Raw genomic sequence first — 25,952 nt, forward strand, 5'->3', positions numbered from 1 at the left:
GAGCCGGACCGGCCGCGAAGTTCTGTGCGGGGGGTGCGGGGGGTACGGGGGGTGCGGGGGTGTCAGCCCAGGCGCTCCACCAGCGCGCGGTACTGGTCCCACAGCTCCTTGGGCGTGTGGTCGCCGAAGGTGTCGAGGTGCTCGGGCACCAGCGCGGCCTCCTCGCGCCACACGTCCTTGTCGACGGTGAGCAGGAAGTCCAGGTCGGCGTCGGACAGGTCGAGGCCGTCGGTGTCCAGCGCGCCCTTGGCGGGCAGCACGCCGATCGGCGTCTCCACGCCCTCGGCCTTGCCCTCCAGCCGCTCCACGATCCACTTCAGGACGCGGCCGTTCTCGCCGAAGCCGGGCCAGACGAACCGGCCGTCGTCGTCCTTGCGGAACCAGTTGACGTAGTAGATCTTCGGCAGCTTCGCCTGGTCCTTGTCCTTGGCGACGTCGATCCAGTGGCCCATGTAGTCGCCCATGTTGTAGCCGCAGAACGGCAGCATGGCGAACGGGTCGCGGCGCAGCTCGCCGACCTTGCCCTCGGCGGCGGCGGTCTTCTCGGAGGCCACGTTGGCGCCGAGGAAGACGCCGTGGTTCCAGTCGAAGGACTCGGTGACCAGCGGTACGGCGGTGGCGCGGCGCCCGCCGAAGAGGATCGCGGAGATCGGCACACCCTTGGGGTCCTCCCACTCGGGCGCGATGATCGGGCACTGCGCGGCGGGGACGGTGAAGCGGGCGTTGGGGTGGGCGGCCGGGGTGCCGGACTCGGGCGTCCAGTCGTTCCCCTTCCAGTCGGTGAGATGGGCCGGGGTCTCCTCGGTCATCCCCTCCCACCACACGTCGTTGTCGTCGGTGAGGGCGACGTTGGTGAAGACGGCGTTGCCCCACAGCGTCTTCATCGCGTTGGCGTTGGTGTGCTCGCCGGTGCCGGGCGCGACGCCGAAGAAACCGGCCTCGGGGTTGATCGCGTACAGCCGCCCGTCCTCGCCGAACCGCATCCAGGCGATGTCGTCGCCGATGGTCTCGACCGTCCAGCCCGGGATGGTCGGCTCCAGCATGGCCAGGTTGGTCTTGCCGCAGGCGGACGGGAAGGCGGCGGCGACGTACTTCGCCTCGCCGCGCGGCGGGGTCAGCTTCAGGACGAGCATGTGCTCGGCGAGCCAGCCCTCGTCGCGGGCCATGACGGAGGCGATGCGCAGGGCGTAGCACTTCTTGCCGAGCAGGGCGTTGCCGCCGTAGCCGGAGCCGTAGGACCAGATCTCGCGGTCCTCGGGGAAGTGCGAGATGTACTTGGTCCGGTTGCAGGGCCAGGGGACGTCCTGCTGCCCCTCGCCCAGCGGGGCGCCCAGCGAGTGCACGGCCTTGACGAAGAAGCCCCGCTCCCCCAGCTCGTCCAGGACCGGCTGCCCCATCCGGGTCATGGTCCGCATGGAGACGGCCACGTACGCCGAGTCGGTGATCTCGACGCCGATCGCGGACAGCGGCGAGCCCAGCGGTCCCATGCAGAACGGCACGACGTACATGGTCCGGCCCCGCATCGCCCCGCGGAACAGGCCGTTCTCCCCGCTGAAGATCTCCCGCATCTCGGCGGGGTCCTTCCAGTGGTTGGTCGGGCCGGCGTCCTCCTCCTCGGCGGAGCAGATGAAGGTCCGGTCCTCGACGCGGGCGACGTCGGAGGGGTCGGAGGCCGCGTAGTAGGAGTGGGGGCGTTTGACGGGGTCGAGCTTCCGGAAGGTGCCCTTGGCCACCAGCTCCTCGCACAGCCGCTCGTACTCGGCCTCGGACCCGTCGCACCAGACCACGGCGTCCGGCTGCGTCAGTTCGGCGATCTCGTCCACCCACGAGACCAGCTCCTGGTGCCGGGTGGGGACGGGGGAAGCCGCGATGTCGCGCGCCACGATTGCTCCTCAAGGCGGGGATGTGTTGTTGACAGGCCCCGTGGGGGCTGCGACCCGGACGCCTGCCCGGGATCACCCGAGCGCTCATCCGGTGCCGACCGCACTCATTTGATCATCCGACGCCCGCGCCCATCTGTCCAGAGGAGCGCACACCTGAGCGACGTGAGGAGCGCCACGCACCTCGTCTTTCCGCCGCACGGCCGCCCGTTTTTTTGCGTATACGTGGAGTTCACCTGGCACTCCCTTTACTCGCTGACCGGTCGTCGACCGTGAGACCATGGAACGCGTGACCGGATCCACCAGGTTGTACTGACGCGTAACTTACGGTTCCGTAGGTACGATGCCGCGCATGACTGCGTCCGCCTCCGATGCGCACACGGATTCCCCGGCCGCCGGCCGCGGTCCCGTCGCGCTCTCCCTGCCGCATCCGGTCAAGCCCAAGCTCCGGGGCTGGCTGCACCTCGGGATGTTCCCGGCCGTACTCGTCGCGGGTCTCGCGCTCACCGCCCTCGCCGACTCGACCAGAGGACGGATCGCCTGCGGCGTCTACGTCCTGACGGCCTGTCTGCTGTTCGGCGTGAGCGCGCTGTACCACCGGGGCGACTGGAGCCCCCGCATGGACGGCGTCCTGCGCCGCCTGGACCACGCCAACATCTTCCTGATCATCGCGGGCACCTACACCCCGCTGACCATGCTGCTGCTCCCCGAGGCCAAGGGGCGGTGGCTGCTGTGGGGCATCTGGGCCGCCGCGGTGGCCGGCATCGCCTTCCGCGTCTTCTGGGTCGGCGCCCCGCGCTGGCTCTACACCCCCTGCTACCTCGCCATGGGCTGGGCGGCCGTCTTCTACCTGCCCGACTTCATGCGGGCCGGCGGCATCGCGGTCCTCGTCCTGGTGGTCGTCGGCGGGGTGCTCTACAGCGTCGGCGGCGTCGTCTACGGCATCAAGCGCCCCAACCCCTCCCCGCGCTGGTTCGGCTTCCACGAGGTCTTCCACTCCTTCACGCTGGCGGCGTTCATCGCGCACTACGTGGGGATCTCGCTGGTCGCCTACTAGGGGCTGCCGCCGGCCGGGCGGGACAATGGAGGGCATGACCCCGGCACATGCCCTCACCCCCTCCGCTCCCGGAGCCGTCCGGCCACCGGGGCTGCGGGAGCGGAAGAAGGCCAAGACGCGGCGCGCGATCAGGCAGGCCACGTACGCCCTGATCCGCGAGCGGGGGTACGACGCCACCACCGTCGAGCGGATCGCCGAGCGCGCCGAGGTCTCCCCCAGCACCGTGCTGCGCTACTTCCCCACCAAGGAGGACATCGTCCTCACGGACGAGTACGCGCCCCTGGTGCAGGAACTGCTGCTCCGCCGCCCGGCCGACGAACCGGTGCCGGAGTCGATCCGGTGGGCGCTGCGCCGGGCGACCGCCCTCACCCTGGGCGACCCTCCGCACCCCGGCAGCCGGGAGGAGACGGTGCTCCGCGTCCGGCTGATGGCCGAGGTCCCGGCCGTCCGCACCCGGCTGAGGGAGAGCATGTCCGTCACCGGCCGCCTGATGTGCCGCGCCCTGGCCGGGCGCACCGGCCGCGGCGAGAGCGACCTGGAGGTCCGCGTCTACGCGATGGGCCTGATGGCGGCCCTGCTGGAGGCGCTGGTCCACTGGGCCGAACGGGACTGCCGGGACGACCTGACCCACCTGACCGACCGCGCCCTCGACGCCTTCCGCGACCTGGCCGCACCGGGGTCCCCGCAGGCGGCTGCCGCCGGTCCCCCGCAGGGGTCCGCCACAGGTTCCCCGCAGGGACCCGCCACCGACCCCTCGACCGAGCCCGCCACCGGTCCCCCACAGGAGCCCGCCACCAGTCCCCCACAGGGACCCGCCACAGGTCCCCCATCCGAACCCGCCACCGGCGCCCGCACCCCACGCGAACCCGCCGCCGCTCCCCCACCCGACCCCTCCGCCAGTCCCCCACCCGAGCCCGTCACCGGTCCCCGTACCGGCCCAGCCTCCGCCCCAGTCCCCGCCCCAGCCCTCGCCCCCGCTCCCGCCCCCGCTCCCGCCCCCGGTCGCCGGAAAAGCACCGGCCCCAAAGGTGGCGATCATGACATCCTGACGGAGTGAACGGTCCCGAGATCCGCGTCGAGTTCGCCCCCGAGCTGCTGCTCTTCGTCCCCCGGGCACGCCGGTCCGGCGCCACCCCGGCCGCCGTCGACGGCGTCTCCACCCTCGGCCACGTCGTGGAGTCCCTCGGCGTCCCGCTGACCGAGGTCGGCAGCCTCGTCGTCGACGGCCGCACCGTGCCGCCCGGACACATCCCGACGGCCGGCGAGTCGGTGACCGTACGCCCCGTGGACCGCCCGCAGCGGGTGCCGGGCGCCCCCTTGCGCTTCCTCCTCGACGTGCACCTCGGCACCCTCGCCCGCCGCCTGCGCCTGCTCGGCGTGGACACGGCGTACGAGTCCTCCGACATCGGCGACCCGGCGCTCGCCGCCCGCTCCGCCGCCGAGCGCCGCGTCCTGCTCAGCCGCGACCGGGGCCTGCTGCGCCGCCGCGAACTGTGGGCCGGCGCCTTCGTCTACAGCACCCGCCCCGACGACCAGCTCCACGACGTACTGCACCGCTTCGCCCCCGACCTGCGCCCCTGGACCCGCTGCACGGCCTGCAACGGCCTGCTGCGCGCGGCCACCAAGGACGAGGTCGCCGACCAGCTGGAGAGCGGCACGCAACGGTCGTACGACGTCTTCGCCCAGTGCACGGAATGCGGCCGGGCGTACTGGCGGGGCGCCCACCACGAGCAGCTCGAAGCGATCGTCAGCCGCTACGTCCCGTGAGGGACGCGAGCCGCCCCGCCGCCCCCGTCACCGCACCGCCGCCCGCAACCGCTCCGCGTCCGTCGTAGGGGCGTCGCACGTGAAGTTCCGGCACACGTACGCCGCCGCCTCCCCGCCGACCAGCCCCCGCCCGGCGAGCAGCGGGAACTCCTCGCTGCCCGCCTCGCCGAAGGCGACCACCAGCCCGGGTGCCGTCCCCAGCAGTGCCGCCCGGCGCAGTTCCCCGTCCCCGACGACGGCGACCTCCCGCGGCCCGTCGAGGAACGCCTCCGCCACGGCCAGCCCCCACCCCACGAACCGCGGCACCCGCGGCCCCAGCGCCTTGACGACCCCCAGGGCGTGCTCCGCGGCCTCCCGGTGCGGTCCGGAACCGGTGTGCGCGGCGTACGTCAGCAGTGCCCCCGCCGCCGCCGTCCACCCGGAGGGCGTCGCGTTGTCCGTCGGGTCCTGCGGGCGCCGGATCAGCCGTTCCGCGTCCACCGCCGTGTCGTACAGCGACCCCGCCTCGTCGCGGAACCGGGTCAGTACGTGGTCCAGGAGCAGTCCGGCGAAGTCCAGCCAGACGCCCTCTCCGGTGACGGAGGCGAGCGCGAGGAAGCCCTCGGCGACGTCGGCGTAGTCCTCCAGCACGCCCGCGTTGGCGCCGGCCCGCCCGTCCCTGCTGGTGCGGGTGAGCCGGCCCTGGTCGTCGAGGTGGAGGCGGACCAGCAGGTCGGCGGCGGCGACGGCGGCCTCGACCAGGTCGGGACGGTCGAAGTAGGCGCCGGTCTCGGCGAGCGCGGCGATCGCCAGGCCGTTCCAGGCGGCGACGACCTTGTCGTCCCGGCCGGGAGCGGGCCGCCGGTCCCGCGCGGCCAGCAGCCGCTCCCGTACGGAGACGATCCGCCCGGCGTCGTACACGCCCTCGTGCTGCGGGAGCTGGAGCACGGAGGCGCCGTGCTCGAAGGTGCCCTCCTCGGTCACGCCGAAGTACTGCTCGGCGAGGCCGGCGTCGGCCTCCCCGAGCACCTCGCGCAACTGCTCGGGCGTCCACACGTAGTACGCCCCCTCGACGTGCCGGCCCGTGCCGTCGTCGCTGTCGGCGTCCAGCGCGGAGGCGAACCCGCCCTCGGCGGTGCGCAGCTCACGGACGAGGAAGTCGGCGGTCTCCAGGGCGACCCGGCGGGCGAGCGCGGACCCGGTGGAGCGCCACAGGTGGGCGTAGACGCGGCACAGCAGCGCGTTGTCGTAGAGCATCTTCTCGAAGTGGGGCACGACCCACTCGCGGTCGACCGAGTAGCGCGCGAAACCCCCGCCCAGCTGGTCGTAGATGCCGCCGCGCGCCATCCGCTCGCAGGTGTCGGACGCCATCTGGAGGGCGCCCTCGGCGCCCGTGCGGGCGTGGTGGCGCAGCAGGAACTCCAGCACCATCGACGGCGGGAACTTCGGCGCCCCGCCGAATCCGCCGCGCCGCGGGTCGTACTCCCGGGTGAGCCCGAGCAGCGCCGCCGCGAGCTCCTCCTCGCCGGGCACCTGGGCGTCGCCGTAGGAGATCTCCCGTCCGGCCAGGTCCCGGACGATCTTGCCGGCGACGTCGGTGACCTCCCCGCGCCGCTCGGTCCACGCCTGCTGGACGCCGGCCAGGACCTGCCGGAAGGAGGGCATGCCCTGGCGGGGCGCGGGCGGGAAGTACGTACCGAAGTAGAACGGCTCGGCGTCCGGCGTCAGGAACACCGTCATCGGCCAGCCGCCCTGCCCGGTCGCCGCCTGGACCGCCTCCATGTAGACGGCGTCGACGTCCGGCCGCTCCTCGCGGTCGACCTTGACGCTGACGAAGTGGGAGTTGAGGAAGTCGGCGGTGGCCCGGTCCTCGAAGGACTCGTGGGCCATGACGTGGCACCAGTGGCAGCTGCTGTACCCGACACTCAGCAGCACGGGCACGTCCCGCCGCCGCGCCTCCTCGAACGCCGCCTCGGACCAGGGCCACCAGTCGACGGGGTTGTCGGCGTGCTGGAGCAGGTAGGGGGACGTCTCGCGGGCCAGTCGGTTCGCCATGGGGTCCATCCTGCCCCAGTACCCGCAGCGCGCCGGACAGCACACCGCCGCACCTCTCCCCAGGGAGTTCACACGGCGGGACACTTGACCGCGGGTCCGGCGGGGAAGAACCCGTGGACGGGCGGGCGACGCAGGGGACGGCCGGGGCCCTCGGAGGGGGAGGGGACATGCGGGACAGTCATCGGGTGGAGGCCGAACGGCTGCTGGTGCGGGCCGTGGAGGAGGAGGTGCGGCGCACCGGCGGGCGGGTGGACGGCGGGGTCCTGCTGTCCCGGGCGCGCGGCGCGCTGGACTCGATGGCGCGCTCGGCCGCCGAGGAGTACGACGCCTACACCCGGGCCCTGGACGAGGCCGGGGCCGGTCAGCTCACGTTCCGCCAGCGTTACGCCCGCGAGGGTGCGGGCACACCGCTCGCGGTGGCTGCCGTGGCGGCGGTCGCGGCGGTGGTCGCCGACGTCGCGCTGGGCACCGGCACGGGCACCGCCGTGGGCGCGGGCCTGGCGGTCGGGGTGGTGGGCGCGGCGGCGACGGTGGTGAAGGTGGTCGGCGTGCATCTGCCCGCCGCCCATCACCGGGCCGGCGCGGTCAACCAGCCGGGCGGGCCCGAGCAGTTGCGGTTGCAGTGGCTGACGGCGCTGGAGGTACGGGGCATCCGGCCGTTCCTGGACCAGCAGCGGGTGCTCGCCGCCTCCACCGGCGGCGGCAAGCCGGGGCCGAAGCTGCGCGGCGCGGACAAGAGCGCGGCGGCGCGGGGGCGGACGGTGCTGGAGCAGTCGTTCGGGCAGCTCCCGGAGCCGCCGGGCGCCTTCGCGGGCCGGCGGCAGGAGACGGCCCGGCTGCGGCAGTGGGTGCAGGCGGCCCGCGCGAGCACGGAGACCAAGCCGACGGTGGTGGTGCTGCACGGGGCGCCGGGCAGCGGCCGTACGACGCTCGCGGTGCGCGCCGCCCACGACCTGCGGGACCACTTCCGCGGCGCCTGCCTCGTCGATCTGCGCGGCGACACCCCCGGGGAGTCGCCGCTGCCCACCCGGGACGCCCTGCTGCACCTGCTCAACCGGCTCGGTGCGCCCCGGGAGCAACTGCTGTTCCGGGAGCGGTCCTCGGCGGACCAGCAGGTCAGACGGCTGAGCGAGCTGTACCACCAGCATCTGACGGGCGTCCCGGTCGTCGTCGTCCTGGACGACGCCAGCGACGCGGAGCAGGTGCGCACGCTGATCCCGGAGCGGTCCGACAGCCTGGTCCTGGTCACCGCGCGCGGGCCGCTCCAGCTGCCCGCGGACCTGCCCGCCCGGGTGCACCACCTGCCGGTGGAACCGCTGGACGCGGCGGGCGCGGAGGAGTTGCTGGCGTCCGCCGCGCAGGACGCGTCGGGGCCCTACGACGCCGACTCCGCCGACCTGGTCCGGGAGCTGTGCGGCGGGCTGCCGCTGGCGCTGCGGATCGCCGGTTCCGCCCTCGGACCGCGCTCGCCGCGCGCCCTCGCCGGCGACCTGGGCGCCTACGGTCCGGTGGAGCCGGTCGAGCGGGCGCTGTGGCTGCGCTACACCGACCAGCCGGAACCCGCCCGCAGGCTGCTGCGCCGGCTCGCGCTGGCCGGCCGTACCTCGCTGGGCACCGCCGCCGCTGCCGCGCTGCTGGCCACCGGCGAGCCGGAGGCGGCCAAACACCTGACGGCGCTGTCCCGGGCCGGGCTCATCGACCATGTGCGCGGCAGCCGGTACCGCCTGCACGACGTGGTGCGGGCCTTCGCGCAGGCCCGGCTCCTCGACGAGGAGGAGGCGGCCGAGCGGGCGGCGGCACAGGAACGGCTGATCGCCAACTACGCCGAACTGGCCGACTCCGTGCTGCGCCTGGTCGACGGCAACATGTCGACCCGCTCGGACCGGTTCGGGCCGCACGGCTTCACCTCGCTGGACGAGGCGCTGCGCTGGCTGGACGACGAGTCCAGCTTCATCACGGCGACGCTCAGGTACGCCGAGGGCGTCGACCAGCGCGCGGTGCTCAATCTGCTGGGCGCGCTGTGCGACTACTGCCTGCTCCGCGGCGACCTGTACCGGCTCGGTGAGATCAGTGACCTGGCGCAGGCCGTCGACCAGGGGCTGCTGCTGCGCTCGGTGCAGTGGCGCACCGGCATCGCGGCCCGGCAGCTCGGCGAGCTGGACAAGGCGCGGACCACGCTGACGTCCGTGGTCGACCTGTATCTGGAGGCCCAGCACGACGCGGGCGCGGCGCGGGCGCTGACCTCGCTCGGCATCACCCTGCACCACCAGGGCGACCTGACCGGGGCGGCGGCCAAGCTGCACGAGGCGCTGGACCTCCAGGCCGCCCCCGAGCTGGCCACCGACCGGGCGTGGACGCTGCACGCCCTGGCGGCGGTGCAACGGGACCGTTCCCGGCTCGCGGAGGCCCTGGGGCTGCTGGAGGAGTCGCTGGTCCTGCACCGCGCGGGCGAGTCGGTGCACGGCCAGGCGTGGGCCCACTTCCAGCTCGGCCAGCTGCATCTGCGCCGGGGCGACGTACCGCGCGCGGAGGCCGATCTGCGGGCCGCCCTGGGCCTGTACGGCCGTACCCAGGACGTGCGCGGCGAGGCGTGGGCGCTGACCCAGCTGGCGCGGGCCCGGCTGGTCGCGGGCGAGGCGTCCCGCGCGGCGGAGGAACTGCGCCGCGCGGTCGGCCGGCACCGGGACAACGAGGACGCGCGCGGCGAGGCGTGGACGCTGTACTACCTGGGCCAGGCGCTGGAGGAGGCCGGTGACCTGGACCGGTCGGTGCGCGAGCTGGAACGGTCCCGCACGATGTTCTCCCGGATGCGCGACGTGTACGGCCTGGCCTGCGCCCGGCACCACTCGGCCCGCGTCACCCGCGACCAGCGCGCCGCGCAGACCGGGTCACTGCGCAACTCCGGTTTCGCCCGGCAGCTCCTGGTCGACGCCCGCGCCGACTTCCACCGCATCGGCGTCGCGCACGGCGAGGCGTGGACCTGTCTGGAGCTGGCGGTGGTCGACGCGGGCAACGGCCGCACGGCGCAGGCGCTGGCCCTGTGCGACGAGGCGGTCACCCTGTTCGCCTCGTACGGCGACCGGCGCGGCGACGACTGGGCCCGCTTCCTGCGCTGCACCCTGCTGCCGTACGCCGCCCCCGGCGGGGTGGAGGTCGGCACGGCGGTGGCGCAGGAGGAGCTGGCCCAGCTCTCCCGCGCGGGCCACCCGGCCCGTGACCCCCGTCTGGAGGAGGGCCTGGGCGCCTATCAGCTCCTGCTGGAACGGGGCGTCCAGCTGGAGTCCGGCTGGCAGGCCTGGCGCCTGGGCATGGTCCCGAACCGGCACGCCCGGGAGGTCATGGGGGTGGAGGTGGAGATCAGGCAGGGGTGAGCGGCCCGGCGACGCGTCGCCGCCCGGCCGTCCACTCCGCGCCCGTCAGCCCCGCTGCGGCTCGGCCCGGCCGGAGCCCGGGCCGCCCTTGCCGGACGCCTCCGGCTCCGCGTCGGGGGCCTCCTTGAAGTCGACCCTGCCCATGTGCCGGTTCATGGACCGCATCAGGAACCACACCGCCACGGCCATCACCGCGAAGACGATGAAGCCGAGGACACCGGGGGTGACCTTGTCCTCGTCCACCTCGGCGAGGGTGATGAGGTGCGTCATTGCCAGGCTTGCGCTTGCGCTCATGTCAGGCATTGTCCCGGATGCCCGCGAAGAGGTCGTCCTCGGGGAGGGACGTGTCCACGAGCGACTTCGCCAGCTCGTACTCCTCGGTGGGCCAGACCTCCTTCTGGAGGTCCATCGGCACCCGGAACCACCCGCCGTCGGGGTCGATCTGCGTGGCGTGCGCGATCAGCGCCTTGTCGCGGGTCTCGAAGAACTCGGCGCACGGCACGTGCGTGGTGAGCGTGCGCTCCACCCGCTCGATCTCGTTCCAGCGCTTGAGCCAGTCCCCGTAGGGCGACTCCAGGCCGCGGTCCAGCATCGCCTGGTGCAGGGCCTCGGTGCGGGGCCGGTTGAAGCCCTGGTTGTAGTACACCTTCAGCGGCTGGTACGCCGGTCCGTACTCGCTCTCCGGGTACTTCTCGGTGTCCGTCGCCCCCTCGAACGCCACCATCGTGATCTTGTGGGTCATGATGTGGTCGGGGTGCGGGTAGCCGCCGTTCTCGTCGTAGGTGGTGATCACCTGGGGCCGGAAGGCGCGGATCTTGCGCACCAGCTCGCCGGCCGCCTTGTCGACGTCCTCCAGGGCGAAGCAGCCCTCCGGCAGCGGCGGCAGCGGGTCGCCCTCGGGCAGCCCGGAGTCGACGAAGCCGAGCCACTCCTGCTGGACGCCCAGGATCTCGCGGGCCTCGTCCATCTCCTTCCTGCGCACCTCGTGGATGTTCTCCTCGATGTACGGGTCGCCCTGGAGCTTGGGGTTGAGGATGGAGCCGCGTTCCCCGCCCGTGCAGGTCACCACGAGCACGTCCACCCCCTCGGACACGTACTTCGCCATGGTGGCCGCGCCCTTGCTCGACTCGTCGTCGGGGTGGGCGTGGACGGCCATCAGTCGCAGCTGATCAGTCAAGACTCGATCCTCGGTTAAGTCGGCGCCCCGGTGTCTTCAGGCGCGGTCCAATGGGTGCCGCCCCGCAGGGGCGTCCGTGAGGGGCGGCGGTCGGGTGGCGGGTGGGGGCTTCTATAGTGACCGAATCGGGGGGCGAATAATTCCGGGGTCCGGCTCCGGGGCCCTTACCGGGACGTCCGTCCCGCTCCTGCCGAGAGGACGATCATGAGTACGGCGACGACGCGCCCGCCCGAGAGCCGCTACGGCCGCTCCTCGGACGCTCAGGCCGACCGCACGCTCAAGGTCGTCGGCGCCGTCCTCGGGGTCGCCCTGCTCGCGCTGATCGGCTGGTTCGGCTACCACTACGTGGCGCAGAGCGAGATCAGCGGCGAGGTGATCACCTTCGAGACCGGCGAGAAGTCGGTCAAGGTGCACCTGGAGGTGCACAAGGACGCCGGCGTCAGCGGCTACTGCACCGTGCGGTCCCAGGCGGAGGACGGCGCCGAGGTCGGCCGGGCCGACTTCCGCTTCACCGGTGACGAGACCCGCTTCGACGAGGTCGTCACCCTGCGGACCAAGGCCCCGGGCTCGACGGCGGAGCTGCTCGGCTGCCACGCGGACTGACCCGGACCGGTCTTCTCCGGTTTCCGTCGTGGCTGACCTGCGCCGACGGGAAACTGGTGGCTTATGTCCTCCCCCTTTGGCCACTCAATTGTTAGGCTCGTGGTTTCGCCCTTCCGTGGAGGAACATGTTCCTGGGTAGGGCGATGCTTTGTATTCCCAGTACGGACGAGGAGCACCTGTGACCCAGACCAGCGAGAACGTCACCTGGCTGACCCAGGAGGCGTACAACAAGCTCAAGGAAGAGCTTGACTACCTTACTGGTCCTGCGCGCACGGAGATCTCTGCCAAGATCGCCGCGGCGCGTGAGGAGGGGGACCTGCGCGAGAACGGCGGGTACCACGCGGCGAAGGAGGAGCAGGGCAAGCAGGAGCTCCGGGTTCGCCAGCTGACCCAGCTCCTGGAGACCGCCAAGGTGGGTGAGGCGCCCGCGGCCAACGGTGCCGTGGCGCCCGGCATGGTCGTCACCATCGCCTTCGACGGCGACGAGGACGACACCCTGACGTTCCTGCTCGCCTCCCGCGAGTACGCGAGCGCCGACATCGAGACCTACTCGCCGCAGTCCCCGCTGGGCTCCGGCGTGACCGGCCACAAGGTCGGTGACGACGCGGAGTACGAGCTGCCGAACGGCAAGAAGGCTTCCGTGAAGATCCTCAAGGCCGAGCCGTACAACGGCTGATCCGGTCCCCCACGGCCCTGTGACCGGCCCCGGCGTCCCCGTGACGCCGGGGCTTCGTCATGTGACGCCGGGGCTTCGGCACGCCGGCCGCCGGACACCGGCGCGGTTCGCCCGCCGGCCCGCCTGACGGCTCGGCCTCCTGCCCCCGTCGGGGCACACCCGGCGGCTGCCGCGGCTACGCGCCGTCGTCGGCTTCCTGCCGATGACCGGCACCGGAGCCGCCGCGGAGTACGTCATCGCGCCAGCCGGGGTCCTGGCCCCGGCGCCCAGGAGCGTCCCGCTGGCGGACGCCGCCGCGCTGCCCGTGGTGGGCCTGACCGCGTACCAGGCCCTGTTCGACCACGGCAAGCTGACAGCCGGGCAACGCGTGCTGATCAACGGCGCCGGCGGCGCGGTCGGCGGCTACGCCGTGCAGCTGGCCAAGAACGCCGGTGCGCACGTCATCGCCACGGCCAGCCCGCGCAGCGCCGAAGCGGTCAGGTCCGCCGGTGCCGACGAGGTCGTCGACCACACCACCACCGGCGTGGCCGCGGCGGTGACCGCACCGGTCGACCTCGCCCTCAACCTCGCACCGGTCGACCCGGCCGAGCTGGCCGCGCTGGTCACCCTGGTCCGTCCCGGCGGGGCCGTCGTGAACACCACGGTGTGGATGCCCGCCCCCAGCGACGAGGAGCGCGACGTGCGGGGCATCGACCTGTTCGTCCGCAGCGACGCCGGCCAACTGGCGCGGTTGGTGGCGTCGATCGACCGCGGCGAGCTGCGCGTCGACGTCGCCGAGCGGGTGCCGCTGGCCGAGCTGGCGGCGCTGCACGCGCGCGCCGCCGAGGGCGCGGTGCACGGCAAGGTCGTCGTCGTCCCGTCCGGCGCCTGACTCACCGAACCCCGCCACCGGAAGGAAAGGGCCACGGCACTCGGCCTGGCCCCCGGCACAGCCGCGGCGCCGGCCCCGCCACGTGTCCGCGAGCGGCGCCGGCTCCGGGCCCCATGTCAGCCGAAGGGCGGGCGCTCACCCGTCGGCCGAGCGGTACTTGCGTACCGCGAGCGTCCGGAAGACCGCGATGATCAGGACGGACCAGATCAGCGAGGCCCAGACGGGATGCTGCATGGGCCATGCGTCGGACTGCACGACGCCGGGGTTCCCGAACAGTTCGCGCGCCGCCTGCACGGTCGCGCTGAACGGGTTCCAGTCGGCTATGTGCCGCAGCCAGGGAGTCATCTGGCTGGAGTCGACGAACGCGTTCGAGATGAAGGTCACCGGGAACAGCCAGATGATCCCGCCCGAGGTCGCCGCCTCGGGGGTACGGACGGACAGGCCGATCAGGGCGCCGATCCAGGTGAAGGCGTATCCGAGCAGCATGAGCAGGCCGAAGGCGCCGAGGATCTTCCCGGCGTTGGTCGGCTCCGCCGAGCCCGTGCGCCAGCCGACGATCAGCGCCACGATCGCGAGGACGAGCATCGTGACGCACGTCTGGACGAGGTCGGCGACGGTCCGGCCGGTCAGCACGGCACCCCGGGCCATCGGAAGCGACCGGAAGCGGTCGACCAGCCCCTTCTGCATGTCGTCCGCGATGCCGGCGGCCGAGCCGGCGGTGGCGAAGGTGACCGTCTGGGCGAAGATGCCCGCCATCAGGAAGTCCTTGTAGATGTCCGGGTCGGTGGTCCCCCCGACGCTCATCGAGCCGCCGAAGACGTACGTGAAGAGGACGACGAACATGACGGGCTGGATGATCCCGAAGAGGACCATCTCGGGAATCCTGGTCATCCGGATCAGGTTCCTGCGGGCGATGACCAGCGAGTCGGCGACCATGCTCATGCGGGGCACTCCTTGCCTCGGCTCGGGCGCATGCGGGCGGTGTCGGTGACGGCGCTCACCGGGCGGTCTCCTGTTCGCCCTCCTGGCCGGCTCCCCCGGACTCGGCCACATGACCGGTGAGGGAGAGGAAGACGTCGTCGAGGGTGGGGCGGCGCAGGCCGATGTCGTCGATCTCTATGCCGCGGGTGTCCAGCTCGCGGATGATCTCGGAGAGCAGCTTCGCGCCGCCGGTGACGGGGACGGTGAGCTTGCGCATGTGGTCCTCGACCGTGGTCGCGCCCTTGCCGAAGCCGCGCAGCACCTCCGAGGCGGCCTGGAGGTGCTCGCGCTCGTGCACCACGACCTCGACGCGCTCACCGCCGGTGCGTGCCTTCAGCTGGTCGGAGGTGCCCTGGGCGATCACCCGGCCGTGGTCGACCACCGCGATGTCGTGGGCGAGGTGGTCGGCCTCCTCCAGGTACTGGGTGGTGAGCAGCAGCGTCGTACCGCCGGAGACCAACTGCTTGATCACCTCCCACAGCTGCTGGCGGTTGCGGGGGTCGAGGCCGGTGGTCGGCTCGTCCATGAACATCACGGGCGGCGAGACGACGAGGGCGGCGGCGAGGTCGAGCCGGCGGCGCATGCCGCCGGAGTAGGTCTTGGTGGTCCGGTCGGCGGCGTCGGAGAGGTGGAACTGCTCCAGCAGCTCGGCCGCGCGACGCTTCGCCTCCTTCGCGCGCATCTGGTAGAGCCGGCCGACCATCTGGAGGTTCTCCCGGCCGGTCAGGTACTCGTCCACCGCCGCGAACTGCCCGGACAGGCCGATGGAGTGGCGCACGGCGTCGGGCTGCTTCAGCACGTCGAGGCCGGCCACGACCGCCCTGCCGCGGTCCGGGCGCAGCAGGGTCGTCAGGCAGCGGACGGCGGTGGTCTTGCCCGCGCCGTTCGGCCCGAGCAGGCCCAGGACCGTGCCCTCGGGGACGTCGAGGTCGACGCCGTCCAGAGCCCTTACAGTGCCGAAGGTCTTCACCAGGCCCTCGGCGTAGATGGCGCCAGGCATATGAGTCTCCACGTCGTCGGGGATTCTTCGGAAAGCCTAGATTTGCCGTTCTGGTCCCGCTTTTCTTTATGTATGCGTTCTTGCGCTTCCGCGCGTGCGTTCGCACGGGACCGTGTGCCACGAGCACCGGCGGCACGGACACACACTATCGCGATGTATCGCGTCCCACAATGGGCTCACCCGGACGAGTGACCGGGTGCGGAGGGCTGGACCCCCGGCGGAACCTCCTCGCGGCCCTACCGCATGACCGTGTAGCCCGCGTCGCGCAGCGCGTGGCCGACCTCGACGCAGTGCTCGGGACCCTTCGTCTCCAGGTGCAGCTCGACCTCCGCCTCCGTCAGTCCGAGCCGCGGATCGGTCCGCACATGGCTGACGTCCAGGACATTGGCGTCGGCCGCCGACAACACCCCCAGCAGCGTGGCGAGGGCGCCCGGCCGGTCCGTCAGCCGCAGCCGGACCGCCAGGTAGCGGCCCTGCGCCGCCATGCCGTGCCGCAGCACGCCCTGCATCAGCACCGGGTCGACGTTGCCCCCGGACAGCACCGCCACGACCGGGCCCTCGAACGACCCCGGCTCGGCCAGCAGCGCCGCGACCGGGCTCGCCCCGGCCGGTTCCACCACCAGCTTGGCCCGCTCCAGACACAGCAGCAGCGCCGCCGACAGCTGGTCCTCGGTGACCGTGCGCACCTCGTCCACCAGGTCCCCGACGATCCCGAACGGCACATCGCCGGGCCGCCCCACCCGGATGCCGTCGGCCATCGTCACCGGCTGGGCGAGGGAGAGCGGACGCCCGGCCGCCAGCGACGGCGGGTACGCCGCCGCGCCCTCGGCCTGCACGCCCACGATCCGCACCTCGGGCCGCACCTCCTTCACCGCGACCGCGATCCCGGCCGCCAGCCCGCCGCCGCCGACGCCCACCACGATCGTGCGGACCTCGGGGCACTGCTCCAGGATCTCCAGGCCGACCGTGCCCTGGCCCGCGATGACGTCGGGGTGGTCGAAGGGGTGGATGAACACCGCCCCCGTCTCCCGCGCGTACTCCTGCGCGGCGGCCAGCGTCTCGTCGACGACCTGGCCGTGCAGGCGCACCTCGGCGCCGTACTCCTGGGTGGCGCTGATCTTGGGCAGCGGGGCGCCCTTCGGCATGAACACGGTCGAGGCCACGCCCAGCAGCGACGAGGCGAGGGCCACGCCCTGCGCGTGGTTCCCGGCGCTGGCGGCGACCACACCGGCGGCCCGCTGCTCCGGCAGCAGGCCGGCGATCCGCACGTAGGCGCCGCGCAGTTTGAAGGAGCCGGTCCGCTGGAGGTTCTCGCACTTGAAGTGCACGGGCGCGCCGACCAGCTGGGACAGGTACCTGCTGCCTTCCATCGCCGTCGTCCGCGCCACACCCGAGAGCATCTTCTGGGCCCCGCGCACATCGTCGAGGGTGACGGGGCGCGAAAGGTCAGCCGTGCTGTAGCTCATGACATCCAGCATCGCAGTTCACGGGCCGCGCCCGTCTTCCGTGACCACCGTCCGAGACCGGCTTTGCGCAGCGCCCCCACGCCCCGGGCCCGGGCCGCGTACCCTGTCCCCCAACCCAGCAGCCCTTCACGAAGTGAGCCTCCGGCCATGCCCACAACACCTGAAATGTCGATGGACATGACGACCGCCGGTGACCCCGGTCTCCTCGACACGTTGCAGCACGAGGTCGCGGTGTTCGCCCGTCGTGCCGAGCAGACCCGGCTCGGCGGCGTCGGGCAGGTGCGCAACACCATGGACCGCGCCGCGTACCTGCTGCTCAACCGCCTCGACAAGGAAGGCCCGATGGGCGTCAAGGCGCTCGCCGCGAGCATGGGGATCGACTCCTCGACGGTCACCCGGCAGGTCGCCCCGCTCGTCGACACCGGCCTCGTCAAGCGCACCTCGCACCCCGAGGACGGCCGCGCGGTCGTGCTCCAGCTCTCCCAGCGCGGGGTGTCCCGGCTGGACGAGGTGCGTTCCTCCCGCCGTCAACTGATGGCCGAACTCACCCAGGACTGGGCACCGGAGGAGCGCGAGACGTTCTGCGCGCTCCTCACGCGCTTCAACGGCGCCCTGTCCGCCCGTATGGCCCCCCAGGCGAGCGCCGGCGCGGAGACCCCGCCGGTCTCCTGAGCACCGTTCGGTACGCCGCGTACGGCCGATGGCACGGCCGCGTACGGCCGATGCGCTCCCGGCCCTTGACCGCCGGGCCGCCGCTGCCCTCAGATGAGACCGGCGGGGTCGCCCGCAGGCGGGAGGCGCGGTGCGCGAACGGCATGCGGCGCGGGGTGCCCGCCGGGCCCGGGAGTTCGAGGCGTTCGTCGCGGGCGCGGCGGGGCGGCTGCTGCATGCCGCCACCCTGTTCACGGCCGAGGCCCCGGACGACAATCCGCACGCCCGGCACCTCCTGACGCTCTCCCTCGCCCACACCTACGCGCGCTGGGACCGGCTGCGCGGCGATGACCCCTACGACCTCGCCCGCCAGTACCTCGCCACCCGCTTCGCGCGCGGGGCCTGGCACCGCCACCGCCTCCCCGGACGCACCCGGCCGCGGCCGACCGGTCCACTGGCCGCGCTGAGTCCCCTGGAGCGCCTGATCCTGGTCCTGCGGCTGTACGAGGGCGTCGCCGAGGAGCAGGCCGCGGCCCTGCTGGGCCTGGACCGGGACCGGGTCCGCGCGGTCTGCGACCGGGCCACGGCGACCCTGCTGCACGCAGCGGCACGGCCGGCCCGGGCGGCGGCACCCGAGCGGCCCCGCGCGCGGGCGACGTCATGAGCCACGCGCGCGTACGGCGGATTCCCGCCGGGGCCGCCGGTGCCCCCGGGGGCACCGGCGGCGGAGGGAGGCGGCCGTGAACCGGCCCGAGCGGGAGGCGGCGGTACGGCGGATCATGGAGCAGTCGCCGCCCCGGGTGCCGCCCGGCCTGTACGCCGACGCCGTCCGGCTCGGCGACCGCGCGCTGCGCCGCCGGACCGCCGCCCGCCGCCTGCTGTGGCTGCTGCTCCTCACCGCCGCCGTGGCCTTCACGGTCTGGGTGCTGACCGCCCGGCCGTGGGTGGCGCCGCCGTCCGGGACGACGCCGCCGCTGACGGGCTGGTGACCGGTCAGCCCAGGGCCTGCTGGAGGTCCTCCAGCAGGTCGTCGGCGTTCTCGATGCCCACCGACAGGCGCACCAGGTCGGCCGGGACCTCCAGGGCGGAACCGGCCGCCGAGGCGTGCGTCATCCGCCCCGGGTGCTCGATCAGCGACTCGACGCCGCCCAGGGACTCGCCCAGCGTGAACACCTTCGCGCGGTTGCAGACCTCGACGGCCGCCTCCTCGCCGCCCTGGACCCGGAAGGAGACCATCCCGCCGAACGCCCGCATCTGCTTGGCGGCCACCTCGTGCCCGGGGTGGTCCGGCAGGCCCGGGTACAGGACGCTCGTCACGCGCGCGTGCCGGGTGAGCAGGTCGGCGACCTTGGTGGCGTTCTCGCTGTGCCGGTCCATGCGCACCGCGAGCGTCTTGGCGCCGCGCAGCACCAGCCAGGAGTCGAAGGGCCCGGCGATCGCGCCCATCGCGTTCTGGTGGAACGCCAGCTCCTCGCCCAGCTCGGGGTCGCTGACGACCAGCGCGCCGCCGACGACGTCGGAGTGGCCGCCCATGTACTTGGTGAGGGAGTGCACGACGACGTCCGCGCCGAGGGCGAGCGGCTGCTGGAGGTAGGGCGTGGCGAAGGTGTTGTCGACGACGAGCCGGGCGCCGGCGTCCCGGGCCACCTGGGCGACGGCGGCGATGTCGGTGATGCCGAGCAGCGGGTTGGAGGGCGTCTCCACCCAGACGGCCTTGGTCTTCGGGGTGAGCGCGGCCCGTACGGCGGCGGGATCGGAGCTGTCGGCCACCGACCACTCCACGCCCCAGCCGGTGGCGACCTTGGCGAAGAGCCGGAAGGTGCCGCCGTAGGCGTCGTTGGGGATGACCACGTGGTCGCCGGGGCGCAGCAGCGTACGCAGCAGGCAGTCCTCGGCGGCCAGTCCGGAGGCGAAGGCGAGGCCGCGGCGGCCGCCCTCCAGAGCGGCGAGGTTCTCCTCCAGCGCGGTCCGGGTCGGATTGGCGCTGCGGCTGTACTCGTAACCGCCGCGCAGGCCGCCGACGCCGTCCTGCTTGTAGGTGGAGACCTGGTAGATCGGCGGGACGACCGCGCCCGTCAGGGGGTCGGCGGTGTTGCCCGCGTGGATCGCGAGGGTCTCGAAGTGCTGACTGAAGTGCCTGTCGCTCATGGGGCTGAGCGTAGTGCGCCGCGAGCGTCCACGACGTTCGCGGGGACGTACGGCCGGGCGGGTTTTCCACAGGCTCGGGGGCAGGTTGGCCAATTGTCGGCGTGGTCTGGTTCGCTTGAGGCATGGAGATTCTCTGGGTCCTGCTGGCGCTGGTCATGATCGGCTTCGTGCTGCTCCCCGTCTTCCGGCGCCGGCGCGGCATGATCGAGCAGGTGCCGCCCGGTCATCCGGACGCCGCGGACCCCGCGCACTACGGCTTCGTCCTGGAGGAGGAGCTGGACATCCGGATGCCCGGCCCCGACCAGGACCTGGTCGACGTCCTCGACCTGGTCCAGCGCACCCAGGACTACCGCGCGGCACAGCAGCTCCTGGCCGGTACGGAGGCGGAGGGCGAGCGGCGCTGGCAGCGCGTGCAGGCGTTCGCGGGCGCGGCGGCGCTGGAGTTGCAGGAGCGGCCGGGCGGGGTCGCGGACACGCCGGGCGGCCAGTGGCTGCGGGTGTGGCGGGCGGAGAACCCCAAGGAAGCGGGCGGCGCGGCGGTGCACGCCGAGTTCCTGGTGCAGCAGGCGTGGCGGACGTCGACGCCGGGCACGGACGAGTTCCGAATCATCATGGAGGAGGCGCGGGCGGCGTGCGGCGACGCGGCGCTGCTGGCCCCCGGTGATCCGGTGCCGTACATCATCGAGCTGTCGGTGGCCCGCGGCCTGGGCTACGAGCGCGCGGAGTTCGAGCAGCTCTGGCTGAAGATCCTCGACCGCGCGCCGGCGCACATGGGGGCGCACCTGGCGGCTCTGCACTACTGGTGCGAGAAGTGGCACGGCTCCCGGGAGCTGGCCTACTCCTTCGCGGAGGCCGCGGCGGCCCGCGCGCCCCGGGGCTCCCTGCTGGCCGCGATGCCGCTGTTCGCGGTGTTCGAGCACCTGCCCGAGGTCAACCTGGTGAGCGGTTTCCACCAGAGCGAGGTCGTCACCAAGGCGGTCCACGGAGCGCTGCACGCGGTCCACGGCGCCCGCCCCGACGACCCGATGTCGGCGCACGTCCGCCATCTGCTGCTGTTCTTCCTGGTCCGCGGCGAGCGCTGGGCCGAGGCCATGAACCAGCTGGTGCACATAGACGGCCACGTCGGCGCCCTCCCCTGGACCCTGTCCGCCGACCCGGCGGCCGAGTTCGCGGTCTACCGGGCCCTGGCGGTGGCGGGCTACGAGGCCAACGGGGGCAGCCCGGCGACGCTGCCGCACTGATCCCGCCGGGACTGCTGCCGGTGGGTGGGGCCGGGTGTCTCCTGTCCGACCGGCCCCCACCCGGCGCCGCGTAACCGGCACAAGTCGAAGGCGGAGTTCCGCGGTGTACGCACCCTGCCCCGGGGCAGCTGCCGCAGCCGTGCATCAATGGCGGACGGAGATACGCCGGCCGCACGCTGTGCCCCCTGGGGAGAGACACGCCTACCCCGGTGAGCCGGCGTGCCTGTCGTTCGAGGGGACGTGGGGGACGGCGGAGCCAGGGTCGAAGCCCGCGAAGGCCAAGCCGATCACGAAACCCGCCACCTCCTCCAACTGGCGGACGCGATCCAGCGTCCCCAGGGTCGCCGGGACTCCGCCGACGTCACGGACCAGTTCACCGACGACGCGCAGGGCGGCCGCGTCATCACCGCACATCGCCACCGTCACACGGGACCGGCCTCCACCGGTCGGGCTTGTCCACTGGACGGCGGGAAAGAGATGGAACGCCTTCACGACCCGGGCTCCCGGAGCGAGTCCGGCTATCCGCCCCGCCATCGTCGCGCCGTGTCCGGTGAGCAGAGTGCCGACGCCGTGCGCTACGGCGTTCGTGGGATCGATCAACGGCATCCCTCGGAGCACGCCGTCGGACGCGCCCACCATTGCCAGCATCTCCTCGACACCGTCCCAGGACACGGCGAGGAGCACCGCATCGCGCCCGGTGACCGCCTCACGCGGTGCGACAGCGAGCACATCGCCTCCCAGCCGCTCCGCGAGCTTCTCCGCCTTGACCTGCGACCGTCCGCTGATCACCACCTCATGTCCCGCACGTGCCCAGCCCTCGCCCAGGGCCGCCGCCAATGTCCCTGTTCCCAGGATCCCGATGCGCATCTGCCTGTACCTTCTCCCCCAGTGGTCGGTCGGGTGGCCATGGCCACCGTAGGGAAGGCGTCACGCACCGATCGGTGCGTGACCGGCGCGCGATGATGGACGGCGAGATGACCGATCACGACGCCCACTGCTACGAGCTGGTCGCCGACTGCCGTTTGCGCGCGGCCACCGATCTCTTCGCCCATACCTGGGATCCCGTCGTTCTGGCGGCGCTTCGCTCGGGACCCTGCCGACGCCGCGAGTTGCACGCCGCGATCGGCGGCATCAGCGACAAGGTCCTGACCGACTCCTTGCACCGTCTGCTCGCGAGCGGACTGATCGAACGCCACGCCCGTGCCGAGGCACCACCGCGCGTCGACTATGCCCTGAGCGGCTTGGGACAGAGCCTGGTCGAGGGCCCGATGACGGCGCTCGGACGCTGGGCGATCGAGCACGGTGACGAACTTCTCGAAGCTCAGGAGAGCAGTACCGCGAGACGTCTGTGAACACGGCTTGTCGCTTTGTCGCTGCGGATCGGGCTCTCCGGCGAGGCTGTCCGGCGGTACGCGGACGAGTGGACGGTCTCCGTCCGGGACGTGACTCCACTCGCCCACGAGATCCACGCACGCGTGAGCGGCGGCGATCCGGACGCCGCGGCCCGGTTGCTGCCGGAGGTCCGAGAGGGGCTGCTCGACGCGTTGTGGCCATCGGCAGCAGGTCCCCGTTGACCTTGACACGGTGACAGGGCGTTCACTGCTGTCACCTGTCACCTGACACCTGACACCTGACACCGCTTGCCGAGGAGGCGTTCCCGATGGCCACGACAGAACCGGAAACGGAGGAGGCTCCGCGCGCCCTCCGAGCACTGGAGGACGACCGTGCCTCCGTACGGCTGAGCGCGGCTCTGGCCGTCGGTACGGCGCCGGATCCGCGGTACGTCGACGCGCTCGTCGGGCGCTGCGCGGTCGAGCCCGAGTTCTTCGTCCGGGACATGCTGACCTGGGCGCTCACCCGGCACCCGGTGTCCCTGACGCTCCCCGCGCTGCTCCGCGAGGTCCGCTCCGAGCGGCCGCGGGCGCGGAGTCAGGCGCTGCACACGCTGTCCAAGATCGGGGACCGGCGGGCGTGGCCGGCGATCACCCGGGAACTGCTGACCGACGCCGACGACGAGGTGGCGCGCAGCGCCTGGCGGACCGCGGTCCTGCTGGTGCCGGAGGACGAGGAGCCAGGGCTGGCCGCCGTACTGGCCACGCAGCTCGGCCGCGGCGGGCGGGAGACGCGGCTCAGTCTCAGCCGGGCGCTGGTCGCGCTGGGGGAGGCGGCGACGCCGGCACTGCGCGCCGTGGCCGCCGGCTCCGACCGGGAGGCACAGGCGCACGCGCTCGCCACGGAACGGCTGCTGCGCGACCCGGACGCGGGGTTCGAGTTCGCGATCGAGGAGGCGAAGCGCGTCGTGGCCCTGGGCGGAACCGGCCGTCAGGAGGGACGATAGGGCGTGTTGATCGGTGAGGTGGCGCGGCGGTCCGGGGTCAGCGCCCGCATGCTCAGGCATTACGAGTCGCTGGGCCTGCTGCGGCCGTCGGGACGCACGGGCTCCGGTTACCGGGAGTACTCCGGCGAGGACATCCGGCGGATCTTCCACATCGAGAGCCTGCGGTCGCTGGGGCTGTCGCTGCGCGAGATCGGGCGGGCGCTCGACGATTCCGGCTTCACGCCCTCGGCGCTCGTCGACGACCTCATCCGGCAGACACGCCGGCGCATCGCGGCCGAGACCGAGCTGCTGACGCGGCTGCGCCGGATCGACGCCGCGGAGCCCGCCGACTGGGAGGAGGTCCTCCAGGTCGTCGCGGTCCTCCAGGCGCTGGGTTCGAAGAGCGCCGCCGACCGTCAGCGCGCGGCCCTGTCCTCGGGCGACGAGGTCCCGGTGCCGGTGGAAGCCCTGGTCGAGGCGGTACTGAGCGAGACGGACCCGAACGTCGCCGGAGCCCTGCGCTGGGCGCTGGCCCGGTCGGCCGACGGCGACGGGGACGGCGGTGACGGCGGTACGGCGCTGCTGGCCGACGCCCTCGGCTCACCGGTGGCCGCGGTGCGGGAACGGGCCGTCCGCTCCCTGGCCGCGCTGCCCGGCGACCGGGCCGCCGCCCGGCTGCGGGAGGCCCTCGCGCACCCCGACGCCGTGGTCCGCGGCCAGGCCGCCCTGGCGCTCGGGACGCGGGGGGCGGCGGACACGGTCCCCACGCTCGTCGACATGATCACGGACGGCAGGAACGACACCGACGCGGCCGACGCGCTGAGTGTGCTGGCGGGCGACGCGGCGACGGCGGAGCGGATCGCCGCCGCGCTGGCCGACCGCCTGGCCCGGGACACCTCCGCGGCGCCCGCCCGGGTACGGCTGACCCAGGCGCTGGCGGACATCCCGGGGCCCACGGCCTCCCGCGCCCTCGTGGAGCTGTCGTCCGACCCGGACCGCGCGGTCGCGCTCACCGCGACGTACCTCCTGCGGCTGCGCGACGCGCGGTGACGGTCGCGCATCCCCCGGCGTCAGCCCGCAGCGCGGGCCGGCAGCCCCCGCGCGGGCCGGAGACCCGAGGCGTCAGCCCTCTGCGCGGGCCGGCAGCCGCCAGCCCGGGCGCGGGAAGTGGCAGGTGTAGCCGTCGGGGTAACGCTCCAGGTAGTCCTGGTGCTCGGGCTCGGCCTCCCAGAACGGGCCGACCGGCTCCACCTCGGTGACGACCTTGCCCGGCCACAGCCCGGAGGCGTCCACGTCCGCGATGGTGTCCTCCGCGATCCGCTTCTGCTCGTCGTCCACGTAGTAGATCGCCGAGCGGTAGCTCATGCCGATGTCGTTGCCCTGGCGGTTCTTGGTGCTCGGGTCGTGGATCTGGAAGAAGAACTCCAGGAGCGCCCGGTAGGTGGTCTGCTCCGGGTCGAAGAGGATCTCGATGGCCTCCGCGTGCGTCCCGTGGTCGCGGTACGTCGCGTTCGGCACGTCACCCCCGGTGTAGCCGACCCGGGTCGCCGTCACGCCCGGGAGCTTGCGGATCAGGTCCTGCATCCCCCAGAAACATCCGCCCGCCAGCACGGCCCTCTGCGTCTGCGCGGCCATCGCGGCCTCCACTCTCTGTCACTTCAGTGTCACTGAATCACTCGGGACCCTCGGCTCACACACCACGGGCACCCACGGCCACCCGTCACAACGCACGAGCACCCCGCGCGATTCCGCGCCCGCCCACCGCGACGTGCGCCCGGGTGCGAAGAAAACCGGTGGCCACCGGCGCGGGACGCGTCGAGGCTGTACTCCATGGAACGACCGCAGCGCGAGATCCGGGCGGCCTACGGGCCGTCGACGATCACCGTCTACCAGGCCTACCCACCGGAACTGGGCCTGCCCGCCGCCCGGGACGGGAGGTTCCCCACCGCGTGGAAGCGCGACCGCATGACATGGATCAAGCCGTCGTTCCTGTGGATGATGTACCGCTGCGGCTGGGCCACGAAGCCCGGGCAGGAGACCGTGCTCGCCGTCGAGATCACGCGGGACGGGTTCGAGTGGGCGCTGCGCAACGCGTGCCTGTCGAGTTACGTACGCGGGCTGCACGCCGGCCCCGACGCCTGGCGGCGCGAGCTGAAGCGCTCGCCGGCCCGGGTGCAGTGGGACCCCGAGCGGGACCTGCGTTCGCGGCCGCTGCCCTACCGGTCGCTGCAGCTCGGGCTCTCCGGTGAGGCCGTACCGCGTTACGCGGACGAGTGGACGGTCTCCGTCCGTGACGTGACCCCGCTCGCCCGCACCATCCGTGAGCACCTCGCCGCCGGTGATCCGGACGCCGCGCACCGGCTGCTGCCCGAGGAGCGGCCCTACCCCGCCGCGGACGGGCTCCTCGCGCACCTGCACTCCTGATCGGAGCCACGGGCCGCCGCGCCGGGCGGCGTCAGCGGTGCGGGTCGGTGCTCTCGCGCAGCGCTTCCGAATCTCCGGCCCCGCCCTGTCCCTGCCGCTGCTCTCGACCTGACGCACCGCCGCCTGCCCGGACACCCTCCGGGGTCGGCGTCGAACGGCTCAGTCCCCGGCGGGCCTGTGCACGGCCGGAGCGCGGGGAGGCACCTGGCCGAGAGCGGCCGAGAGCGTGGCATACGGCCGGTCCCCCGCCGCCGGTCCCCATGAGGGGAACAGCCGCGGGGGACCGGT

The 25,952-nt window shown here is 73.1% G+C and carries 23 protein-coding genes and 3 pseudogenes; 16 read left to right on the plus strand and 10 right to left on the minus strand.

The annotated features are described in order from the left end of the window. Positions 1-62: 62 nt before the first annotated feature. Positions 63-1,883: a phosphoenolpyruvate carboxykinase (GTP) gene (locus tag ACIQR3_RS01780; protein ID WP_403532773.1), complete on the minus strand. Its 1,821-nt coding sequence runs from the start codon at positions 1,881-1,883 to the stop codon at positions 63-65. A 349-nt stretch (positions 1,884-2,232) separates the two neighbouring features. Here ACIQR3_RS01780 and ACIQR3_RS01785 point away from each other — a divergent pair, with 349 nt between their 5' ends. The 3 genes and pseudogenes from ACIQR3_RS01785 to ACIQR3_RS01795 all read left to right on the plus strand — a co-directional run bounded on the left by ACIQR3_RS01785 (position 2,233) and on the right by ACIQR3_RS01795 (position 4,704). After that, on the plus strand, positions 2,233-2,937 hold the full coding sequence (locus tag ACIQR3_RS01785; protein ID WP_403532775.1) for a hemolysin III family protein: 705 nt from the start codon (positions 2,233-2,235) through the stop codon (positions 2,935-2,937). Positions 2,938-2,971: 34 nt separating this feature from the next. Continuing rightward, positions 2,972-3,604 (plus strand): annotated as a pseudogene (locus ACIQR3_RS01790) (TetR/AcrR family transcriptional regulator); the annotation flags it as partial. A gap of 386 nt (positions 3,605-3,990) precedes the next feature. Continuing rightward, positions 3,991-4,704, plus strand: a complete 714-nt coding sequence (locus ACIQR3_RS01795; RefSeq protein WP_403532777.1) for a Mut7-C RNAse domain-containing protein — start codon at positions 3,991-3,993, stop codon at positions 4,702-4,704. A 27-nt stretch (positions 4,705-4,731) separates the two neighbouring features. Here ACIQR3_RS01795 and ACIQR3_RS01800 read toward each other — a convergent pair whose 3' ends face one another. After that, a complete protein-coding gene (locus ACIQR3_RS01800; protein ID WP_403532779.1) occupies positions 4,732-6,738 on the minus strand; it encodes a thioredoxin domain-containing protein in 2,007 nt (668 codons plus the stop codon). 167 nt (positions 6,739-6,905) lie between these two features. On the opposite strand from ACIQR3_RS01800, the gene ACIQR3_RS01805 reads away from it, so the two are divergent. Further along, entirely contained in the window at positions 6,906-10,109 is a 3,204-nt protein-coding gene (locus ACIQR3_RS01805) for a tetratricopeptide repeat protein (RefSeq protein WP_403532781.1), read from the plus strand. Positions 10,110-10,154: 45 nt separating this feature from the next. On the opposite strand, the gene ACIQR3_RS01810 is transcribed toward ACIQR3_RS01805, so the two are convergent. Together ACIQR3_RS01810 and mca are read right to left on the minus strand one after the other, a co-directional pair. After that, on the minus strand, positions 10,155-10,412 hold the full coding sequence (locus ACIQR3_RS01810) for a hypothetical protein (protein ID WP_403532783.1): 258 nt from the start codon (positions 10,410-10,412) through the stop codon (positions 10,155-10,157). Further along, a complete protein-coding gene (gene mca / locus ACIQR3_RS01815) occupies positions 10,405-11,286 on the minus strand; it encodes a mycothiol conjugate amidase Mca (RefSeq protein ID WP_403532785.1) in 882 nt (293 codons plus the stop codon). Before mca ends, ACIQR3_RS01810 begins: the two co-directional genes overlap by 8 nt. Before the next feature lie 204 nt (positions 11,287-11,490). Between mca and ACIQR3_RS01820 the strand changes: the two genes are divergently transcribed. From ACIQR3_RS01820 to ACIQR3_RS01830, 3 genes are all read left to right on the plus strand, one after another. After that, entirely contained in the window at positions 11,491-11,889 is a 399-nt protein-coding gene (locus ACIQR3_RS01820) for a DUF4307 domain-containing protein (RefSeq protein ID WP_403532787.1), read from the plus strand. Between the two features lie 178 nt (positions 11,890-12,067). Then, complete coding sequence (gene greA, locus ACIQR3_RS01825) at positions 12,068-12,565, plus strand: transcription elongation factor GreA (protein ID WP_215164619.1); 498 nt, start codon at positions 12,068-12,070, stop codon at positions 12,563-12,565. Between the two features lie 202 nt (positions 12,566-12,767). Then, a complete protein-coding gene (locus ACIQR3_RS01830; protein WP_403532790.1) occupies positions 12,768-13,436 on the plus strand; it encodes an NADP-dependent oxidoreductase in 669 nt (222 codons plus the stop codon). A 135-nt stretch (positions 13,437-13,571) separates the two neighbouring features. Here the strand turns inward: ACIQR3_RS01830 and ACIQR3_RS01835 are convergent, their stop codons facing one another. The 3 genes from ACIQR3_RS01835 to ilvA form a co-directional block, all read right to left on the minus strand. Beyond that, on the minus strand, positions 13,572-14,378 hold the full coding sequence (locus ACIQR3_RS01835) for an ABC transporter permease (protein WP_403532792.1): 807 nt from the start codon (positions 14,376-14,378) through the stop codon (positions 13,572-13,574). Positions 14,379-14,433: 55 nt separating this feature from the next. Beyond that, positions 14,434-15,417, minus strand: a complete 984-nt coding sequence (locus ACIQR3_RS01840) for an ATP-binding cassette domain-containing protein (RefSeq protein WP_403532794.1) — start codon at positions 15,415-15,417, stop codon at positions 14,434-14,436. 236 nt (positions 15,418-15,653) lie between these two features. Continuing rightward, positions 15,654-16,883 carry a threonine ammonia-lyase gene (ilvA, locus tag ACIQR3_RS01845; protein WP_403532796.1) on the minus strand — a complete coding sequence of 410 codons (1,230 nt, stop codon included), beginning with the start codon at positions 16,881-16,883 and terminating at the stop codon, positions 15,654-15,656. Positions 16,884-17,030: 147 nt separating this feature from the next. On the opposite strand from ilvA, the gene ACIQR3_RS01850 reads away from it, so the two are divergent. The 3 genes from ACIQR3_RS01850 to ACIQR3_RS01860 all read left to right on the plus strand — a co-directional run bounded on the left by ACIQR3_RS01850 (position 17,031) and on the right by ACIQR3_RS01860 (position 18,523). Continuing rightward, positions 17,031-17,555 carry a MarR family winged helix-turn-helix transcriptional regulator gene (locus tag ACIQR3_RS01850; RefSeq protein WP_215164614.1) on the plus strand — a complete coding sequence of 175 codons (525 nt, stop codon included), beginning with the start codon at positions 17,031-17,033 and terminating at the stop codon, positions 17,553-17,555. A 130-nt stretch (positions 17,556-17,685) separates the two neighbouring features. Further along, the gene (locus ACIQR3_RS01855) at positions 17,686-18,198 is read left to right on the plus strand and encodes an RNA polymerase subunit sigma-70 (RefSeq protein ID WP_403532798.1); all 513 of its coding nucleotides are present in this window, start codon (positions 17,686-17,688) and stop codon (positions 18,196-18,198) included. A gap of 76 nt (positions 18,199-18,274) precedes the next feature. Then, on the plus strand, positions 18,275-18,523 hold the full coding sequence (locus ACIQR3_RS01860; RefSeq protein ID WP_403532800.1) for a hypothetical protein: 249 nt from the start codon (positions 18,275-18,277) through the stop codon (positions 18,521-18,523). A gap of 4 nt (positions 18,524-18,527) precedes the next feature. On the opposite strand, the gene ACIQR3_RS01865 is transcribed toward ACIQR3_RS01860, so the two are convergent. Further along, positions 18,528-19,682, minus strand: a complete 1,155-nt coding sequence (locus ACIQR3_RS01865; protein WP_403532802.1) for a cystathionine gamma-synthase — start codon at positions 19,680-19,682, stop codon at positions 18,528-18,530. Between the two features lie 122 nt (positions 19,683-19,804). Between ACIQR3_RS01865 and ACIQR3_RS01870 the strand changes: the two genes are divergently transcribed. Further along, on the plus strand, positions 19,805-20,923 hold the full coding sequence (locus ACIQR3_RS01870; RefSeq protein ID WP_403532804.1) for a hypothetical protein: 1,119 nt from the start codon (positions 19,805-19,807) through the stop codon (positions 20,921-20,923). A 201-nt stretch (positions 20,924-21,124) separates the two neighbouring features. On the opposite strand, the pseudogene ACIQR3_RS01875 reads toward ACIQR3_RS01870, so the two are convergent. Continuing rightward, positions 21,125-21,793 (minus strand): annotated as a pseudogene (locus ACIQR3_RS01875) (NADPH-dependent F420 reductase); the annotation flags it as partial. A 104-nt stretch (positions 21,794-21,897) separates the two neighbouring features. On the opposite strand from ACIQR3_RS01875, the gene ACIQR3_RS01880 reads away from it, so the two are divergent. The 4 genes and pseudogenes from ACIQR3_RS01880 to ACIQR3_RS01895 all read left to right on the plus strand — a co-directional run bounded on the left by ACIQR3_RS01880 (position 21,898) and on the right by ACIQR3_RS01895 (position 24,290). Beyond that, the gene (locus ACIQR3_RS01880) at positions 21,898-22,275 is read left to right on the plus strand and encodes a winged helix-turn-helix transcriptional regulator (protein WP_403532806.1); all 378 of its coding nucleotides are present in this window, start codon (positions 21,898-21,900) and stop codon (positions 22,273-22,275) included. 18 nt (positions 22,276-22,293) lie between these two features. After that, positions 22,294-22,497: pseudogene (locus ACIQR3_RS01885) on the plus strand (DUF4291 family protein); the annotation flags it as partial. 86 nt (positions 22,498-22,583) lie between these two features. Then, the gene (locus tag ACIQR3_RS01890) at positions 22,584-23,261 is read left to right on the plus strand and encodes a HEAT repeat domain-containing protein (protein ID WP_403532808.1); all 678 of its coding nucleotides are present in this window, start codon (positions 22,584-22,586) and stop codon (positions 23,259-23,261) included. Positions 23,262-23,264: 3 nt separating this feature from the next. Further along, complete coding sequence (locus ACIQR3_RS01895) at positions 23,265-24,290, plus strand: MerR family transcriptional regulator (protein ID WP_403532810.1); 1,026 nt, start codon at positions 23,265-23,267, stop codon at positions 24,288-24,290. 72 nt (positions 24,291-24,362) lie between these two features. On the opposite strand, the gene msrA is transcribed toward ACIQR3_RS01895, so the two are convergent. Beyond that, positions 24,363-24,875: a peptide-methionine (S)-S-oxide reductase MsrA gene (msrA, locus tag ACIQR3_RS01900; protein WP_403532812.1), complete on the minus strand. Its 513-nt coding sequence runs from the start codon at positions 24,873-24,875 to the stop codon at positions 24,363-24,365. Positions 24,876-25,070: 195 nt separating this feature from the next. Here msrA and ACIQR3_RS01905 point away from each other — a divergent pair, with 195 nt between their 5' ends. Continuing rightward, positions 25,071-25,664 (plus strand): DUF4291 domain-containing protein, encoded by a 594-nt coding sequence (locus tag ACIQR3_RS01905; protein ID WP_403532814.1) that lies wholly within the window; start codon positions 25,071-25,073, stop codon positions 25,662-25,664. The last annotated feature ends 288 nt before the right edge of the window (positions 25,665-25,952 follow it).

Origin of the sequence: Streptomyces sp. NPDC090994 (assembly GCF_044768905.1) — a bacterium.
GTDB lineage: Bacteria > Actinomycetota > Actinomycetes > Streptomycetales > Streptomycetaceae > Streptomyces.

Excerpts from the sequence above, each read along its gene's own strand:
- ACIQR3_RS01785 (WP_403532775.1), top strand. The coding sequence starts at position 2,233 with ATGACTGCGTCCGCCTCCGATGCGCACACGGATTCCCCGGCCGCCGGC.
- ACIQR3_RS01800 (WP_403532779.1), bottom strand. The coding sequence starts at position 6,738 with ATGGCGAACCGACTGGCCCGCGAGACGTCCCCCTACCTGCTCCAGCAC.
- ACIQR3_RS01805 (WP_403532781.1), top strand. The coding sequence starts at position 6,906 with ATGCGGGACAGTCATCGGGTGGAGGCCGAACGGCTGCTGGTGCGGGCC.
- ACIQR3_RS01810 (WP_403532783.1), bottom strand. The coding sequence starts at position 10,412 with ATGCCTGACATGAGCGCAAGCGCAAGCCTGGCAATGACGCACCTCATC.
- ACIQR3_RS01820 (WP_403532787.1), top strand. The coding sequence starts at position 11,491 with ATGAGTACGGCGACGACGCGCCCGCCCGAGAGCCGCTACGGCCGCTCC.
- ACIQR3_RS01830 (WP_403532790.1), top strand. The coding sequence starts at position 12,768 with ATGACCGGCACCGGAGCCGCCGCGGAGTACGTCATCGCGCCAGCCGGG.
- ACIQR3_RS01835 (WP_403532792.1), bottom strand. The coding sequence starts at position 14,378 with ATGAGCATGGTCGCCGACTCGCTGGTCATCGCCCGCAGGAACCTGATC.
- ACIQR3_RS01840 (WP_403532794.1), bottom strand. The coding sequence starts at position 15,417 with ATGCCTGGCGCCATCTACGCCGAGGGCCTGGTGAAGACCTTCGGCACT.
- ilvA (WP_403532796.1), bottom strand. The coding sequence starts at position 16,883 with ATGAGCTACAGCACGGCTGACCTTTCGCGCCCCGTCACCCTCGACGAT.
- ACIQR3_RS01850 (WP_215164614.1), top strand. The coding sequence starts at position 17,031 with ATGCCCACAACACCTGAAATGTCGATGGACATGACGACCGCCGGTGAC.
- ACIQR3_RS01865 (WP_403532802.1), bottom strand. The coding sequence starts at position 19,682 with ATGAGCGACAGGCACTTCAGTCAGCACTTCGAGACCCTCGCGATCCAC.
- ACIQR3_RS01870 (WP_403532804.1), top strand. The coding sequence starts at position 19,805 with ATGGAGATTCTCTGGGTCCTGCTGGCGCTGGTCATGATCGGCTTCGTG.
- ACIQR3_RS01880 (WP_403532806.1), top strand. The coding sequence starts at position 21,898 with ATGACCGATCACGACGCCCACTGCTACGAGCTGGTCGCCGACTGCCGT.
- ACIQR3_RS01890 (WP_403532808.1), top strand. The coding sequence starts at position 22,584 with ATGGCCACGACAGAACCGGAAACGGAGGAGGCTCCGCGCGCCCTCCGA.
- msrA (WP_403532812.1), bottom strand. The coding sequence starts at position 24,875 with ATGGCCGCGCAGACGCAGAGGGCCGTGCTGGCGGGCGGATGTTTCTGG.
- ACIQR3_RS01905 (WP_403532814.1), top strand. The coding sequence starts at position 25,071 with ATGGAACGACCGCAGCGCGAGATCCGGGCGGCCTACGGGCCGTCGACG.